This window comes from Kitasatospora sp. MAA19, from assembly GCF_029894125.1.
In the GTDB taxonomy this organism is placed as follows: domain Bacteria; phylum Actinomycetota; class Actinomycetes; order Streptomycetales; family Streptomycetaceae; genus Kitasatospora.
On record NZ_JARXYZ010000008.1, the window covers coordinates 171,621 to 188,237 of the forward strand.

Here is a 16,617-nt window from a genome sequence, read left to right on the forward strand (position 1 = left end):
ACCCGCGCCCCCCACCGCACCGGCCGCCCCCGCGCGCCCGCCGCCCGGGCCTGTCCGCCCGCTACCCGAGCTTGTACGCCCGGTGCAGCGCGACGATGCCGCCGGTGAGGTTGCGCCAGGCGACCTTGGACCAGCCGCTCTCCTGCAGCCGGGCGGCCAGCGCGGCCTGGTCGGGCCAGGCCCGGATGGACTCGGCGAGGTACACGTACGCGTCCGGGTTGCTGCTGACCGCGGTGGCGACCGGCGGCAGGGCGCGCATCAGGTACTCGGTGTAGACCGTCCGGAACGGCGTCCAGGTCGGGGTGGAGAACTCGCAGATCACCAGCTTGCCGCCGGGCTTGGTGACCCGCTGCATCTCGCGCAGCGCCGCGTCGGTGTCCTGGACGTTGCGCAGCGCGAAGGAGATCGTCACCGAGTCGAAGGTGTCGTCCGCGAACGGCAGCCGGGTGGCGTCGCCGGCGGTGAGCGCCAGTTCGGGGTGGCGGCTCTTGCCCTCGACGAGCATGCCGACGGAGAAGTCGCACGGGACGACCTGCGCGCCGGCCTCGGCGAAGGGCAGCGAGGAGGTGCCGGTACCGGCCCCGAGGTCGAGCACGAGGTCCCCCGGTCCGGCGGCCACCGCCTCGGCCACCGCCCGGCGCCAGGCACGGGCCTGGCCGAGGGACAGCACGTCGTTGGTGCGGTCGTACTTGGCCGCGACGTCGTCGAACATGGCGGCGACTTCGTGCGGCTGCTTGTCCAGAGAGGCTCGGGTCACGCCCCCATTGTTCACCCTCGCGCCGGCGCCCGGACCAAGGGGGCACGCCGGGCACGTCCGGCACCCGCCGGACGGGCCGGCCGGCCCGGGTGGGCCCACCCGTCCGAACGGGCCCGCCAGCCCGGCCGCCCCCGTCAGTGCTGCGCGCGCCGACCGCCCGCGCGCCGTCGGCGCCGGGAGCGCTTGCCGTGGGTTATCGCGGGCATCCCGTCGGCCAGCGCCCCGGTCGCCAGCGCGACGGTGGCGGCCAGCCGGCCCTGCCCGGCGCGGACCGCCAGGGCCCGCCGGTGCCGCCGGATCCGCAGCACGCAGATCACGAACATCCCGACCGCGACCGGCACGCTGAAGCGGGCCAGGCCGATACCGACCGGCTGCGGGTAGGTGTCGCCGCAGATCCGCACCGCGCCCGGGTCGTCGGCAGCGTGCTCCAGGCAGACCTGGTCGCCGATCTTGGCGCCGTCGGCGAGCGGCAGCGCGGCGGCGGTGTGGGACTGGCCGCCGGCCCGGTAGCTGACGGCGCTGTAGGAGCCGCCGCCGGTGGGGAGCTGGGTGACGACGCCCTCGGCTCTCACCGGGTGGGCGCCGATCCGGTCGGCCTGGTCGGCCTGGCGCCAACCGAGCAGGCACATGCCGACGGCCAGCACGGCGCTGAGCACGGCGGCGAGGTACCAACCACGGCCCATCCGCGGGGATCGCGGCGGGGGAACGGTCGCGGATCGCATGGTTCCTGTCCTGGCTTGCCGTCGGGGCCTGGGACGTGGCCCCGCCACCCGCGGGCACGGGCGGTGATGTGGTGAGGGTACGGAGTGAGCTGTCCGGGATCGTATCCGCTGGCGGGCCCTCAGGTCACGGCGAAGGGGGAATCACCCCGCCGGGTGGACACCGGAGTTCGGCGGCACACGAAGGAAGTCGCGTACGCCGCAAGGAAGTCCGGCTACCGGCGAGTACGCCGCACCCGCGCCGGTCCCGCTCAGCGCCGCCGGTACACCAGCCGCCCGCCCAGCACGGCGGCCAGGCAGCCGCCCGGCAGCGGCACGGCGAAGCCCTCCCCAACAGCGGGGAACACCACGAAGTCGGCCCGGCCGCCCGCCGCCACCCGCCCGTGCACGGCCGCCGCGAACGGCAGCACCGCCAACGGGTCCAGCGGGCCGTCCCCGGCGTCCCCCTCGTCCGGGGCGCCCGGCAGCACGACCAGCCCGGAGCGCGCCACCGCCGTCCGCACCGCTGCCCGCTCGAACGGCCCGGCCACCGCCGTCACCCCGAAGCCGAGCATCCGCTGCAGCCCGCGCCGGGCGCTCGCCCCGCACCGGGCGTCATCAACCGAGCCGACCAGCCCGCCCGCCACCGGCTCGACGCCGACCTCCTCGCGCGGGTCCGGGTGGTAGTCGCGCTCCAACAGCCGGTGCCCGTACGGGTTGCGCAGCCCGGGGGTGAGCACGGCGGCACCCCAGTCCCGCAGCCGCGCCTGCGGGTGCGCGGCGGCCAGCTCCCGGTACGGCCCGACGGCCTCGATCCGGTCGCCGCGCACCAGCACCGCCCCGTCCGGGAGGGACGGGGCGGCGGGGTCGGCCGGGTCGGGCAGCACCAGGGCCGCCCGGTGCAGGGTCAGCACGGCGGTGGCCCTGGCCTCAGTTGTCCAGGATCTTCAGCTCGGGGTGCGCGGTGCCGCCCTCGATCGCGGTGGAGGCGATGTGCGAGGCGACCCGCGGGTCCACCGGGTCGTTCGCCGGGTCGTCCAGCACCCGCAGGTGCTCGTACGTGGTCGAGCGCTGCGCCGGGACGCGGTCGGCGGCCCGGATGAGGTGGATCAGCTCGGTGAGGTTGGAGCGGTGCTTGGCGCCAGCCGCCGAGACCACGTTCTCCTCCAGCATGACCGAGCCGAGGTCGTCCGCGCCGTAGTGCAGCGACAGCTGGCCGGCCTCCTTGCCGGTGGTGAGCCAGGAGCCCTGGATGTGGGCGACGTTGTCGAGGAACAGGCGGGCGATCGCGATCATCCGCAGGTACTCGAAGACGGTGGCCTGCGTCGAGCCCTTCAGGTGGTTGTTCTGCGGCTGGTAGGTGTACGGGATGAAGGCCCGGAAGCCGCCGGTGCGGTCCTGCACGTCGCGGATCATCCGCAGGTGCTCGATCCGCTCGGCGTTGGTCTCGCCGGTGCCCATCAGCATGGTGGAGGTGGACTCCACGCCGAGGCCGTGCGAGACCTCCATGATCTCCAGCCAGCGCTCGCCGGACTCCTTGAGCGGGGCGATCGCCTTGCGCGGCCGCTCGGGCAGCAGTTCGGCGCCGGCGCCGGCGAAGGAGTCCAGGCCGGCCCGGTGGATCCGGGTGATGGCCTCCTCGATCGAGACGCCCGAGATCCGGGACATGTGCTCGACCTCGGAGGCGCCCAGGGAGTGGATCACCAGCTGCGGGAAGTCCGCCTTGATCGCCGCGAACGCGCGCTCGTAGTACTCCACCCCGTAGTCCGGGTGGTGGCCGCCCTGGAACATGATCTGGGTGCCGCCCAGTTCGACGGTCTCGGCGCAGCGGCGCAGGATCTCGTCGAGCTCGCGGGACCAGCCCTTGTCACTCTTCGGCGGCACGTAGAAGGCGCAGAACTTGCACGCCGTCACGCACACGTTGGTGTAGTTGATGTTGCGCTCGATGATGTACGTCGCGATGTGCTCGGTACCGGCGTAGCGGCGGCGGCGCACCGCGTCGGCGGCGGAGCCGAGCGCGTGCAGCGGCGCCGAGCGGTACAGCTCCAGCGCCTCCTCCGGGGTGATCCGGCCACCGCCGGCGGCCCGGTCGAGCACGGCCTGCAGGTCGGTGCTGGGCGCATCGAGGGTGGTCGCTGCGAGCTCGGTCACCTGGCGGCCTTCTCTCTCTCGGATACTGCTGTTCTCGGCGCTGCCGGACCCCGGACGACGGGCGCCCGGGTACGGCCGAACCAGCCTACGCCAGGCCTTTCCGGCGTCCGCGTCAGCCCGCTGCCCCGTCGACTTTGCGCAGGGTGCCGACCGGGTTTCCGGCCGCCGGGTCGGCGGAGCTGAAGCGGATCGTGCCGTCGCCCTGCAGGGTGAGCGTCTCCGCGTTCGCGCCGCCGGTGCAGGCGCCGGGCAGCGAGGAGCGGACCAGCCGGGAGGCGAACACGAGCTTGGTGTCGGACACCGACCTGAGCGTCCAGGCGCCCTCGCAGCTCAGCGGGATCAGGCCGGTGAGGGCGTTGCGGCTGGTGGTGTTCTCCTGGCCGATCGCGGCCGGGCCGATGGTGAGCGTGGTGGTGCCGGCGGGCACGCCCTTGTCCGTGACCATGTCCCCGCGCCAGGTGCCCAGGAACCCGGCCGGCACCACGCTCGGCCCGCCCGTCCCGCTGCCCGTCCCGGGCGACGGGGCGGCGGAGGTGCGGTCGGCGGCGGTCGGGGACGGCGCCGGCCTCGGCCCCGCGCTCCCGGAACCGCCGTCCCCTGTGGGCGCCGTCGGCCCGGCGACCACCCCCGGTCCCGGATCCGCCCGGTGCAGCCACGCGTACACCCCGTACCCGCCGCCCCCGAGCGCCAGCAGCGCGAGCACCACCGCCACCACGAGCCCGGCCCGCCCCGGCCGCCGCCGCCCGGGCTTCACAGCCTCGCCCGTACCTCCGCCCGCGCCCGCGCCCACACCCGGCACCAGCGTCGGCGTCCGCACCACCGGCGTCTCCTCGGCCGCCGCCCCGATCAGCGGCTGTGCCCCGACCACCGGCGAAGCCCCGCCCGCCACCGGAACCCCGACCGACGAAGCCCCGTCCCCCTCCAGATCCAGCAGCCCCACCGCACCGCGCCCCACCGCCGCCGCCAGTGCCGGCGGCAGCCAACCGCCCTGCCCCAGCCGGGCGGTGGCCGTGCCGTCCGGGTCCAGCGCGGCCCGGAGCGCACCCGGGGTGGGGCGGGCGGCCGGGTCCTTGGCCAGGCAGTCGAGGACGAGCGTGCGCAGCGGCCCGGCCAGGTCGGCGACGTCCGGTTCCTCGTGCAGCACCCGGTAGAGCAGGACGGCGGCGCTCACCCCCTCGCCGAAGGGGTGCACCCCGGTGGCGGCGAAGGCGAGGACGGCGCCGAGCGAGAAGACGTCGCCGGCCGGCCCGACGGTCTGCCCGTTCGCCTGCTCGGGCGGCATGAAGCCGGGCGAGCCGACCACGTACCCGGACCGGGTGAAGCCGCTGGTCGCGTCGAGCGCGCGGGCGATCCCGAAGTCGATCAGCCGCGGACCGTCCAGGGTCAGCAGCACGTTGGACGGTTTGACGTCGCGGTGCACCAGGCCGAGCCCGTGGACGTGGGCGAGCGCCTCGGCGAGCCCGACGCCGAGGGCGCGCACGGCCGGCTCGGGCAGCGGCCCGAAGTCCCGGACGGCGTCGCCGAGCGCCGGACCGGCCACGTAGCCGGTGGCGACCCAGGGGTGCTCGCCCTCGGTGTCCGCGTCCAGGACGGGTGCGGTCCAGGCGCCGCCGACCCGCCGGGCGGCGGCCACCTCCTGCCGGAAGCGGGCGCGGAACTCGGCGTCGTCCGCGAGTTCGCCGCGCACCACCTTGACGGCCACGGTGCGCCCGCCCGCCGTCCGGCCGAGGTAGACGCGGCCCATGCCGCCCGCGCCGAGCCGCCGCAGCAGCCGGTAGGCGCCCACTTGCCGCGGGTCGTCCGACCCCAGTGCCCGCATGCCCGCCACGCTCCCCTCGCGCCGTGGGCGCGCGGCCGTCCGGCCGCGTCCGCCGCCCCGGGCGCGTCCGGCGGTCGGCCCGCACGACGTGCCCGGGAGCAGACCGTACCGGGCGGGGGCCGCCCCGCGCTCAGCCGACCGGCAGCACCGCCGGCTCCAGCACCGGCTCCAGCACCGGCTCCAGCACCGGCTCCGGCCCCGGCGACCCCGGAACCACCGACCCCGGAACCACCGACCCCGGCGCCGCCGACTCCAGCAGCCGCACCGCGACGTCGGGCGCGAAGCCGCTGTCGTGCGCCACCCGCCGGGCGAACTCGGCGACGCCGGCCAACTGCCGCTCGCCGAGCGAGAAGTCGAGGGCCTCGCTGAAGTACCGCTCCAGCACGTCCGCCCCGAAGGCCTCCCAGCGGGCGGCCTGTTCGGCGACCTTGGCGGCCTCGACCAGCGACAGGTCGCGGGACTCCAGGAAGGCCCGGTGCACGGCCGCCGTCAGGTCCGGCCGGCGCTCGGCGAACTCGCGGCGCACGGCCCAGACGGCGAAGACGAACGGCAGGCCGGTCCACTCCTTCCACATCTCGCCGAGGTCGTGGACGGTCAGCCCGAGGTCGGCGGCCTGCCCGAGGTAGGCGCGCAGCGCCGGGTCGCCGATCAGGACGGCGGCGTCGGCCTCGGCGAGCATCGAGCTCAGGTCGGGCGGGCAGCTGAAGTAGTCCGGGCGGACGCCCTCACGCTCCTCCAGCAGCAGTCGGGCGAGCCGGACGGAGGTGCGGCTGGTGGAGCCGAGGGCGACCCGGCGGCCGTCCAGCTCGGCGAGCGGCACCTTGCTGACGATGAGGCAGGACATCACCGGGCCGTCGCTGCCGACCGCGATGCCGGGCAGGACCAGCAGGTCGTCGGCGTTGCGCAGGTACTCCACGCAGGTGATCGGCCCGATGTCCAGCGAGCCGTCGACGAGCTGGTCGCTCAGCTTCTCCGGGGTGTCCTTGGTGAGGTCGAGATCCAGCAGATTGCCGGTCCTGGCGAGGCCCCAATAAAGGGGGACGCAGTTCAGGAACTGAATGTGGCCGACCCGCGGCCTGACCGGGGCGGCCTCCTGGGGCTCCCGCGTTTGTCCGTCCGGTGCTGCCACTGCGCCGCTCCCTCGTGCCGTTCGTGCGCCTTCCCGCAGCGTATGCCCGGTGCCCGGAAAGGCCCGCACCGGGCACCTGACACGCGGGCCCGGGGCCTTGCGACACGCGCCGTCCGGGCCGCAGTTCACCCCTGGTCGTCACAGCGACCGCATGCTAGCGTTGCCCTCAGTTGCAGTTTGATTCCCCTTGCAGTACTTGAAGCCTGCGGAGCATGTAACCGCAGGCTTTTTGTAGTTTTTCAGCAATATCGAAAAACTTCGGACTCGTCCGGAGGCAGGGCGATCAGCGCAGCGGACCGGGTGCCACACGGTGTGGCCCCGATACGTCCCTCGCAAGGAGAACGGCATGGCCACGGGAACCGTCAAGTGGTTCAACGCTGAGAAGGGCTTCGGCTTCATCGCCCAGGAGGGCGGCGGCCCCGACGTCTTCGTCCACTACTCCGCCATCAACGCGAGCGGCTTCCGCTCGCTGGAGGAGAACCAGGCGGTGAGCTTTGACGTCACCCAGGGCCCGAAGGGCCCGCAGGCGGAGAACGTCGTCGCTATCTGACCATCTTCTGATGTTCTGATCGCTCGGGACCCCACCGGGTCCGTCGACGGCCCCCGACGGCCGTCACCCACGAGCACAAGAGCAACACCCAAGGGGGCCCGCCCGACCGGCGGGCCCCCTGCCTTTTCCGGCCTAGGCGGCCGGTGGCAGAACGAGGCCCGCCCCCCGCACCGAGTGGTGCGGGGGGCGGGCCTCGTCGTGTGCCGGGCCGGCGGGGGTCAGGCGGCCGCCGGGGCCGCCTCCTTGTCCGCCTGTGCCGGGATGACGGCCGACGGGGCGTCGTCGTACAGGTCGCCGGAGGGGTGGTTGTAGGCGGCGACGTCGAGGATCTTCTCCCGCGAGGCCACCAGGACCGGCACCAGCACCTGGCCCGCGACGTTGGTCGCGGTGCGCATCATGTCGAGGATCGGGTCGATGGCGAGCAGCAGGCCGACGCCCTCCAGGGGCAGGCCCAGGGTGGAGAGGGTGAGCGTCAGCATGATGATCGCGCCGGTGAGGCCCGCGGTGGCGGCCGAGCCGACGACCGAGACGAAGGCGATCAGCAGGTAGTCCCGGATGCCGAGGTCGATGTTGTAGACCTGGGCGACGAAGATCGCGGCGATCGCCGGGTAGATCGAGGCGCAGCCGTCCATCTTGGTGGTGGCGCCGAACGGGACGGAGAAGGACGCGTACTCGCTGGGGACCCCGAGGCGCTCGGTGACGCGACGGGTGACCGGCAGGGTGCCGACCGAGGAGCGCGAGACGAAGGCCAGCTGGATGGCGGGCCAGGCGCCCTTGAAGAAGTTCACCGGGTTGAGGCCGGCGGCGAACTTGAGCAGCAGCGAGTAGACCACGAACAGGACCAGCGCGCAGCCGACGTAGATGTCGAGGGTCAGCGTGGCGAAGGGCTTGAGCAGGTCCCAGCCGTACTTGGCGACGGACTTGCCGATCAGGCCGAGGGTGCCGAGCGGGGAGAGCCGGATGACCCACCACAGGGCGGTCTGGGTCAGCTCCAGGACGGACTCGCTGAGCTTGAGCACCGGCTCGGCCTTGCTGCCGAGCTTGATGATCGCCGCGCCGACCACGACCGCCATGAAGACGATCTGCAGCACGTTCACCTTGGCGAAGGCGTCGACGATGTTGGTCGGGAAGATCCCGGTCAGGAAGTCGATCCAGGTGCCCTTGGAGTCGAGCGCCTTGAGCCCCTCGGTCTTGAGGTTGGTGCCCTGGCCGGGGTTGGTCAGCAGGCCGAGGCCCAGGCCGACGGCGACCGCGATCAGCGAGGTGACCATGAACCAGAGCAGCGTGCGGGTGGCCAGGCGGGCCGCGTTGGTGACGTTGCGCAGGTTGGCGACGCTCACCACGATCGCGGTGAACACCAGCGGCGGGACGGCCAGCTTGAGCAGCTGGACGAAGATCTTGCCGATGGTCTCCAGGGTGGTGGCCAGCCAGGAGATGTCGGCGGCGCGGGCCAGGTAGCCGAGGCCGATGCCGAGCAGCAGACCGGCGACGATCTGGACCCAGAACGGGGTCTTGCGGATTCTCGCGAGCACGGACGGCGACGGGGTCGCCTCGGGCGCTGTGGACATGACGGTGCGGCTCCGGGGGAGGGTGGTGCTGACGGTGGGGTGTGGCGGAGGAGGCGGCACGGCGCGCGGGCCGGGCGGGGAGGTCCCGGCCCCCGGTCAGGGGCGTGCCGCCGGGATACAGCTCATGGCGCGACAACGGCGCGGGCTGTCCACAGCACCGGTCAGAGCGCACGGGCGGGCGGCGCCGGGCAGCGAGCCCTGGCCGTGCTTCCGCGATGCGTCTGAGGTGGTCATGGCCGACACATTAGCAGCAAAGGTTTGAGATGTTCAAAGTAGTTGTTTGAGGTTGAGGCGAGATCCGGACACGAACGAAGCTGACGCACCATCAGTTCACTCCGATCGGCCCAATTGACCGCTCAACGGTTATACGTATAACTTGGGCGTCCTCCCCGCCCCCGCCTGCCCAGACCGGAGACGACGCCGATGGGCTATCTCGCCCTGCTCCGCGCCCCCCACGTCAGCCGCCTGCTCCTCGGCACCCTGCTCGGCCGCCTGCCCGCCGGCATGACCGCCCTGGTGATCGCCCTCGCCCTGCGCGAGGCCGGCACGCCGTACGGGCGGATCGGGCTGGCCACCGCCGCGTACGCGATCGCCGCCGCCGTCGGCGGGCCGGTGCTCGGGCGGATCGTGGACCGCACCGGGCAGCCGCGCGTCCTGCTCGCCTCCGCCGTGCTGGCCGGCGGCGGGTACGCGCTGCTCGCCCTCGCCCCCGGCTCCGCGCTCGCCGCCCCGCTCGGCGCCGCGATCGCCGGGCTCGCCATGCCCCCGCTCGAACCCTGCCTGCGCTCGCTCTGGCCGGAGGTGGTGGAGGAGGAGCAGCTCGACACCGCCTACGCCTTCGACTCCGCATCCCAGCAGATCCTCTACGTCGCCGGGCCGCTGGCCGTGGCTGGGATCGCGGGCCTGTTCAGCCCGGTCGCCGCGCTCTGGGTGGCCGCCGGGCTGGGGCTGGCCGGCGCACTGATCGTCGCCACCACCGCCCCGGCCCGGGCCTGGCGCGCCCCGGCCCGGGCGCACTCCGCCGGACTGCTCGGACCGCTGCGCTCCCCCGGCCTGGTGCTGCTGCTGGTCGGGCTGGCCGGGGCCGGCTGGGCGGTCGGCGCGCAGAACGTGCTGTTCATCGCCTACGCCGAGCGCCACGCCGGCGCCCTGCCGGGCGGCGCGGGCACCCTGCTGGCGCTGGCGGCGCTCGGCGGCCTGCTCGGCGCGCTCGCCTACGGTGCGGTGAAGTGGCGCAGCAGTACGGCCACCCGCACCTGGGTGATGGCGCTCGCGATGGCCGCCTCCTACCTGCCGCTGGTGCTGCTGCCCGGGCCGTACCCGATGGCCGCGCTGGCCTTCCTGTCCGGGATCGTGCTGGCGCCGCTGCTGGCGGCGGCGTTCGTGCTGGTCGCCGAGCTGGCGCCGACCGGGACGGTGACCGAGGCGTTCGCCTGGCTGGTGACGCTGTTCGCGACCGGCAACTCGCTCGGCTACGCGGTCTCCGGCAACCTCGCCGAGGACTCGCTGCGACCGGTGGCGCTGTGCGCGGCGGGCGGGATCGCGCTCGGCGGCCTGCTGCTGTTCGGCGCCCGGCGCTGGTTCCGGGCGGCGCCGCTCGCGCCGATGGCGCAGCCGGTCCCGGTGGGCTGAGGCCCCCACGGACGACCGCGCCCACCGGGGTCTGGCCGGTGGGCGCGGTCTTTTCGCGTTCCCCTGCTCCTCCGAGGCTCCGGCTACTCGCGCCACTCCTGCCACGGCGGCGCCCCGGCCGCCGGCGCCGTGGAGGAGCGCAGCACCAGCGAGGTGGCCAGCGGCGGGACCGGCGACACCCGCTCCCCGCGCAGCAGGCCCGCCAGGGCCGCCGCGCCGGCCCGGCCCAGCTCCTCGCCGGGCAGGTCGACGGTGGTCAGCGGCGGGGCCAGCAGCGCCGCCACCGGGACGTTGTCCATGCCGACCACCGACAGGTCGGCCGGCACCCGCAACCCCAGCTCGGCGGCGGCCTGGTAGACCCCGGAGGCGACCACGTCGTCGTCGCAGATCACCGCGCGCGGGTGGTCCGCACGCTCCAGCAGGCGGTGTGCCACGCTCCGCGCGGCCGGCTGGCCCTCGTTCAGGCTGACGCCCAACTCCACGACGTCCAGGCCGAGTTCGGCGGCAGCCTGCTCGAACGCGGCCTGCCGGACCCGGAACGTGTACGCGGAGTGGGTGGAGCGCAGCCGCCCGATCCGGCGGTGGCCGAGCCCGGCCAGGTGCTCGACGGCGGCGCGCATCCCGCCCGCCACGTCGAGCTCGACGGTCGGCCGGGCCCGGTCGGTGCCCGGGTCGGCGTCCAGGAAGACGGCGGGGGTGTCGGCGGGCAGTTCGCCGAGCTGGCTGTCGTCCGGGGAGCAGATCAGCAGGCCGTCGAAACGGCTGGTGGTGGCGGCCTCGGCGAGGGTGGCACTGCCCCAGCCGGAGCTGACCACGACCGCCAGGCCGTGCCGGCCGGCCTCCTCGTGGACGCCCTCCAGCACCCGGCCGAAGAACGGGCCGAGGATGTTCGGCACCGCCAGCAGGATCATCCCGCTGCGGCCGAGCCGCAGTTGCCGGCCGGCCGCCTGCGGGCGGTAGCCGAGGCTGCGGGCGGCCTCCCGGACCCGTTCCCGGGTGGCGCCGGAGACCCGGCGGCCGGCCTCGGCGCCGGAGAAGACCAGCGAGACGGTGGCCTGGGAGACCCCGGCGAGCCTGGCCACGTCCCGGCCGGTGGGCCGGCGGACCGGAGCCGGCCAGGTGCCGGCCTCGCGCTCGGCGGGCGCCTCGGGCGCCTCGGGCGACTCAGGCGACGGGCCGGACGGCCCGGGCGATCCGGACGGCCCAGGCGACCCGGGCGCTCCGGAACCGGAGGCCGAAGCGACGGAGTCGGAGTCGGAGTCGGCGGCGGCGGATGCGGGCACGGCGGCTGCGGTCGCGGGTCCGGCCGGGGTCAGCTCTGCCCGGCGGCGGCCGTCCGGACGGCCTCGTCGACGGCGTCCTCCTCGGCGTTCTGCGCGGCGATCCGCTCGGCGGTACGGCTGCGCAGGCCGGAGACCTTGGTGGTGATCTGGGCGGACATCTCGTCGCGCTGCCGGCTCAGCAGCACGTAGCTGAGCGGCGCGGAGGCGATCGCGGCCAGCAGGAACAGGAAGATGACGCCGACCTGGCCGCTGACCGGGATGATCCCGAAGTGCCCGAGCAGCAGGGCGACCAGCAGGCAGCCGAGGAAGATGCTGACCCGCAGGGAGGTGTAGCGAAGCGTGGCGTGCGACTTCTCCGGGCCGGTGCTGCTCACGGGGACACGTCCTTCTCACTGGTCTGGGTGGGGGCCGGTCTCCCAGTGAAGCATGCCTGACGGGCGGCGTGGGGAAGGGGGCGCCAGTCCCCCGCCCACCGCCGCCCACCCGGTGTCCGGATCAACGCAGGTCTGGGGCTCGTCTGACGATTCCCGCCGCGCGACGCGCATGGTCAGACGAGCCCCCGCCATATGGTGATGTCGTCGCGGTCGTCCCCGGGCGCCACCCGGATCGCGGCCGGCACCCGGCCGACCTCCCGGTAGCCGCAGCGGGTGTAGAAGCGCTCCAGGCCCTGGCCGCCGCGCGCCGTCAGCCGCAGGCCCTCCAGCCCCCACTCCCGGGCGATCCGCTCGGCCTCGGCGAGCAGCCGGACGCCGTAGCCCCGGCCCTGGCAGTCGGGGTGCACCATGACCCGCTTGAGCATCCGCCAGTGCTCCATGAGGTCGAAGCGCATCGACTCGAAGAAGAGCACGCCGACCAGTCGGCCGGTCTCGCTCTCGTGGGCGACCAGCAGCCGGTCCGGACCGTCCGGGTGGACCCCGGCGAACTGGTGGTCGGCGGTGTCCCAGACCTCGTCCTCGGTGACCGGCGCCACGAAGCCGACCGCGCCGCCGGCGTTGGTGACGTCGGCCCACAGCCGGACGACGGCGGTGCGCAGGTCGGGGTCGGGCTTCGGGTCGAGGGTGAAGGTGAGCGCCATGGTTGCGGAGCCTAGCTTTCCGCTACGACACCGGGGCGTCCGGTCCGGCACCCGGTCCGGCACCCGGTCCGCCGACGGGCCTGCCACCCCGGCCGCCGGCTGACCGAGCACCCCGGCCGCCGGCTGACCTACGACAGCGCCGGGACCGCCCGGTCCGTCCGCCCGGTGCGCAGCGCCAGGCAGAGCCCGACCGCGATCGCGCACAGCGCGCCGGCGCCGTACCAGGTGAGGTCGTAGTTCCCGAGCGCGTCACGGGCCAGGCCCGCCAGCCCGGCGACGACGGCCGCGCCGATCTGGTGGCTGGCCAGCACCCAGCCGAAGACGATCGGGGCGTCCTCGCCGAAGTGCCGGCGGCACAGCGCGACGGTCGGCGGCACGGTGGCCACCCAGTCCAGGCCGTAGAAGACGACGAAGGCCAGGATCGGCGGCTCCAGCGAGCCGGCGAGCAGCTGCGGCAGCAGGAGCAGCGAGAGTCCGCGCAGCCCGTAGTAGACGACCAGCAGGAGCCGGGAGTCGACCCGGTCGGTGAGCCAGCCGCTGAAGATGGTGCCGGCCACGTCGAACAGGCCGATCAGGGCGAGCAGGCTGGCCGCCGTGGTCACCGGCATGCCGTGGTCGTGCGCGGCCGGGATGAAGTGGGTGCCGACCAGGCCTGCCGTGGTGGCGCCGCAGATCGCGAAGGAGCCGGCCAGCAGCCAGAACGCCCGGCTGCGGGCGGCGTCCCGCAGCACCCGCAGCGAGCGGGCCAGCGCGCGGGTGTCGGCGGCGGGGGCCGGTGGCTCCTCGGTCGCGCCGTACGGGAACAGGCCGAGGTCGGCGGGCCGTTCGCGCATCAGCAGCAGGACCGGGACGGCGACCGCACTGGCCGCGAGCGAGACCACGACCACCGCCGAGCGCCAGCCGTGGTGCTCGACCAGCCAGGCGCCGACCGGCAGGAAGACCAGGTTTCCCGCCGCCCCGGCGGCCGTCAGCACGCCGGTGACCAGGCCCTGGCGGGCCTGGAACCAGCGGCCGGTGATGGTGGTGGCGAAGGCGCCGGCCATCGAACCGCTGCCCAGGCCCACCAACACGCCCCAGCAGAGCACCAGTTGCCAGGGCTCGCGCATCAGCATGGTGAGCCCGGAGCCGACCGAGATGGTCAGCAGCGCGCAGACCACCACCAGGCGCACGCCGAAACGGTCCATCAGGGCGGCGGCGAAGGGGGCGGTGAGGCCGTAGAGGGTCAGGTTGACGGAGGTGGCGCTGGATATCGTCCCGAGCGACCAGCCGAACTCGTTGTGCAGGGCGTCCATCATCAGGCTGGGCGTGGACCGGAAGCCGGCCGAGCCGAGCAGGACCAGCAGCGAGACGCCGGCCACCACCCAGGCGTAGTGCACCCGGGGGCGCCTGGTGGGGGCGGGTCCGTCGGACGTGGGTGTGGGGGCGAGGGCGTTGCGTTCGGTCACACGGACGAGTGTCCCGGGGCGCCGGAACCGCGACGAGTGGCCTGAATGACAGCTTTCGCAAGAATCGGGCCAAGGCCCGGCGTACCCTGGCCCGGACCGCCAACGGCACCGGAGGGGAACGTCATGGCACACCTGGTCGCGGTACTCGCCCTCGACGGCGTGATCGCCTTCGAACTCGGCATCCCCGCCCGCATCTTCGGCGGCGCCAAGGACCCGGCCGGTCGGCCGCTCTACGAGGTCGCCACCTGCACACTGGACGGCCGGCCGATCGCCACCAGCGCCGACTTCCGGATCGCCGTCGACCACGGCCCCGAACTCCTGGAGCGGGCCGACACGGTGGTGATCCCGGCCTCCGCCGACTCCAGCCCGGCCACCGTCGACGCCTCCTTCACCCCCGACCTGGCCGCCGCGCTGGCCCGGATCCGGCCCGGCACCCGACTGATGTCGATCTGCACCGGTTCCTTCCTGCTGGCCGCCGCCGGGCTGCTGGACGGCCGCCCGGCCACCACCCACTGGCGCTACACCCGGCGCTTCGCCGAGCTGTACCCGAAGGTGCGCCTCGACCCCGACGTGCTCTACACCGACGACGGCGACGTCCTCACCTCCGGCGGGGTGGCCGCCGGGGTGGACCTGTGCCTGCACGTGGTCCGCCGCGACCACGGCAGCGCGGTGGCCAACGCGGTGGCCCGCAACTGCCTGGTGCCGCCGTGGCGCGAGGGCGGACAGAAGCAGTACGTCGAGGCCCCGAGCCCGGTGGACCCGAGCGGCCCCGGCACCGCCGCCGTCCGCGCCTGGGCGCTGGAACGCCTGGACCAGCCGCTGGCGCTGCGCCAACTCGCCGACCGGGCGGGCATGAGCGTGCGGACCTTCACCCGGCGCTTCCGCGAGGAGACCGGGGCCAGCCCCGGCCAATGGCTCACCGTGCAGCGCACCGAGCGGGCCCGCCAGTTGCTGGAGCGCACCGACCTGACGATCGACCAGGTGGCCCGGGAGTCCGGATTCGGCACCGCCGCCTCGCTCCGGCTCCAGCTGCGCGGCCGACTGGACGTCGCACCCAGCGCCTACCGGCGCACCTTCCGCGCGGTTCCCGGGTGACGTCCGGACGACTCCCGCGCGGTTCCCCGGCGGTTCCGGACGACTCCCGGGCGAACTCCCGGCGATCCTCGGCCAGGTGGCCGGAAAGTGCCGCAGTACGGCGGCGGATCGGATGGCGGCGAGCCGCGTGCACCCCGAGCACGGCGCGGCAGGCCGCCATCCAATCGCGACGCACGGGCCCTGAACCCGCGCCGCGCACTCCGTACTCGCCAAGGAGCGCCCGCAACCGGCGTCCACGGCCCCCCTGCTGACGCGGTCCCCCTGGACAACAGCACCGCGGCGGCGTTCGGGCGTCCCCTCGGCGTCCCCTCACAACGGAGAGCCGCACCCAAGCGTGATCAGTCGGATACGTCACGTCAATGGGTAGTCCGAAATTCGGAATGGTTGCGTCAACTTTCGGCCGGTGATCTCCGCCGACGATCTCCACCATCGATCACCGGCGGAATCGGCCGGGATCAGCCGGGCCCGTCCGGGACCGGCCGCAGGAGCAGCCCCGGACCCGCCGCTACTGCGCCAGCGCCGCCCAGTCCACGCCCGCCAGCGGCTCCGCCGACCGGGCCTCGGCCCCGATCTCGCACCACACCCGCTTGCCCGAGCCGTCCGGGTACCAGCCCCAGCGCTCGCAGAGCAGCTCGACCAGCTCCAGGCCGCGCCCGTTGGTCGCGTCCTCGTCCGCCCCGGCGTGCCGCGGGGCGGGGGCCGCCTGACTCGCGTCGGCGACCTCCACCCGCAACGGGCCCGGCGGCTCACCGGCCGCCGGGTCCTCATCCACCGGCAGGCAGAGCCGCAGCACGGCCGGACACCCGGTGTGCACCACGGCGTTGGTCACCAGCTCGGAGACCACCAGCACCACCGTCTCGGCGACCGGCGCGTCCGGGTCCACCCCGTGGTTCAGCAGCCGCGAGAGCACCCACCGGCGGGCCCGGCCGACCTCTGCGGGGTCAGCCTGCACCGCCAGCTGTACCTGAAGAACCTGCACCGCTCCACCACCCGCACTCGCAGTTCGGCCATCGTCCCGATCGGGCCGGATCGTCCAGCCGGCGGGCGCTCGCACGTCGCCCGGTGCCACCCGAGCCCTCACCCGGGCTCCCGAGCGGCGCTCACCCGGCCTGTCCCGCCCGAGCCGACTCGTCCGTCGCACCCTGGCCTCGACTCGAATACGCCTCAGGATGAGTGGGCGGACGGGCCGCAGCAAGCGCTTCGGGCATATTCCAGCGATCGGGGGACAGGGCAGTGCATACTGTCCCGCTCACTCTCGCGAGCCTCGTACCGGCACTCGTCCGGCCCGGGCCGACCGGCCGGTCCCGCCGTGGCGAACCTACCGCCGGACGCCCCGGAGGCCCGGCCCGCCACTCGCGAACCACCCGTGCGACATATGTCCAACGGACTTCGAACATCATCATCGACGGACCGTC

15 protein-coding genes are annotated in these 16,617 nt (G+C 74.4%); 3 read left to right on the top strand and 12 right to left on the bottom strand.

Features of this window, described 5'->3' with window-relative positions; all coding sequences use genetic code 11:
• Positions 1-61: 61 nt before the first annotated feature.
• From P3T27_RS15480 to P3T27_RS15505, 6 genes are all read right to left on the bottom strand, one after another.
• A complete protein-coding gene (locus P3T27_RS15480; RefSeq protein WP_280678626.1) occupies positions 62-757 on the bottom strand; it encodes a demethylmenaquinone methyltransferase in 696 nt (231 codons plus the stop codon).
• Between the two features lie 134 nt (positions 758-891).
• Positions 892-1,479, bottom strand: coding sequence for a hypothetical protein (locus P3T27_RS15485; RefSeq protein WP_280678628.1), 588 nt, complete (start codon positions 1,477-1,479; stop codon positions 892-894).
• Positions 1,480-1,727: 248 nt separating this feature from the next.
• On the bottom strand, positions 1,728-2,369 hold the full coding sequence (locus P3T27_RS15490; protein WP_280678630.1) for a hypothetical protein: 642 nt from the start codon (positions 2,367-2,369) through the stop codon (positions 1,728-1,730).
• Positions 2,370-2,385: 16 nt separating this feature from the next.
• Positions 2,386-3,606, bottom strand: a complete 1,221-nt coding sequence (mqnC, locus tag P3T27_RS15495) for a cyclic dehypoxanthinyl futalosine synthase (protein ID WP_280678632.1) — start codon at positions 3,604-3,606, stop codon at positions 2,386-2,388.
• Positions 3,607-3,718: 112 nt separating this feature from the next.
• A complete protein-coding gene (locus P3T27_RS15500) occupies positions 3,719-5,425 on the bottom strand; it encodes a serine/threonine-protein kinase (protein ID WP_280678635.1) in 1,707 nt (568 codons plus the stop codon).
• 130 nt (positions 5,426-5,555) lie between these two features.
• Positions 5,556-6,554 (bottom strand): menaquinone biosynthesis protein, encoded by a 999-nt coding sequence (locus P3T27_RS15505; protein ID WP_280678636.1) that lies wholly within the window; start codon positions 6,552-6,554, stop codon positions 5,556-5,558.
• A gap of 346 nt (positions 6,555-6,900) precedes the next feature.
• Here P3T27_RS15505 and P3T27_RS15510 point away from each other — a divergent pair, with 346 nt between their 5' ends.
• Positions 6,901-7,104, top strand: coding sequence for a cold-shock protein (locus tag P3T27_RS15510; RefSeq protein WP_031063656.1), 204 nt, complete (start codon positions 6,901-6,903; stop codon positions 7,102-7,104).
• A gap of 218 nt (positions 7,105-7,322) precedes the next feature.
• On the opposite strand, the gene P3T27_RS15515 is transcribed toward P3T27_RS15510, so the two are convergent.
• Positions 7,323-8,672: a dicarboxylate/amino acid:cation symporter gene (locus tag P3T27_RS15515; RefSeq protein WP_280678640.1), complete on the bottom strand. Its 1,350-nt coding sequence runs from the start codon at positions 8,670-8,672 to the stop codon at positions 7,323-7,325.
• A gap of 423 nt (positions 8,673-9,095) precedes the next feature.
• Between P3T27_RS15515 and P3T27_RS15520 the strand changes: the two genes are divergently transcribed.
• Positions 9,096-10,304 (top strand): MFS transporter, encoded by a 1,209-nt coding sequence (locus P3T27_RS15520; RefSeq protein ID WP_280678642.1) that lies wholly within the window; start codon positions 9,096-9,098, stop codon positions 10,302-10,304.
• Positions 10,305-10,387: 83 nt separating this feature from the next.
• On the opposite strand, the gene P3T27_RS15525 is transcribed toward P3T27_RS15520, so the two are convergent.
• The 4 genes from P3T27_RS15525 to P3T27_RS15540 form a co-directional block, all read right to left on the bottom strand.
• Positions 10,388-11,587, bottom strand: a complete 1,200-nt coding sequence (locus P3T27_RS15525; RefSeq protein ID WP_280678643.1) for a LacI family DNA-binding transcriptional regulator — start codon at positions 11,585-11,587, stop codon at positions 10,388-10,390.
• Positions 11,588-11,616: 29 nt separating this feature from the next.
• Positions 11,617-11,961: a DUF4229 domain-containing protein gene (locus P3T27_RS15530; protein WP_280678645.1), complete on the bottom strand. Its 345-nt coding sequence runs from the start codon at positions 11,959-11,961 to the stop codon at positions 11,617-11,619.
• 173 nt (positions 11,962-12,134) lie between these two features.
• Positions 12,135-12,662 carry a GNAT family N-acetyltransferase gene (locus tag P3T27_RS15535; RefSeq protein WP_280678647.1) on the bottom strand — a complete coding sequence of 176 codons (528 nt, stop codon included), beginning with the start codon at positions 12,660-12,662 and terminating at the stop codon, positions 12,135-12,137.
• Between the two features lie 128 nt (positions 12,663-12,790).
• Positions 12,791-14,107 (bottom strand): MFS transporter, encoded by a 1,317-nt coding sequence (locus tag P3T27_RS15540; RefSeq protein WP_280678649.1) that lies wholly within the window; start codon positions 14,105-14,107, stop codon positions 12,791-12,793.
• Between the two features lie 123 nt (positions 14,108-14,230).
• On the opposite strand from P3T27_RS15540, the gene P3T27_RS15545 reads away from it, so the two are divergent.
• A complete protein-coding gene (locus P3T27_RS15545; protein WP_280678650.1) occupies positions 14,231-15,202 on the top strand; it encodes a helix-turn-helix domain-containing protein in 972 nt (323 codons plus the stop codon).
• Positions 15,203-15,707: 505 nt separating this feature from the next.
• Here the strand turns inward: P3T27_RS15545 and P3T27_RS15550 are convergent.
• Complete coding sequence (locus P3T27_RS15550) at positions 15,708-16,181, bottom strand: ATP-binding protein (RefSeq protein WP_280678652.1); 474 nt, start codon at positions 16,179-16,181, stop codon at positions 15,708-15,710.
• Between the last annotated feature and the right edge of the window lie 436 nt (positions 16,182-16,617).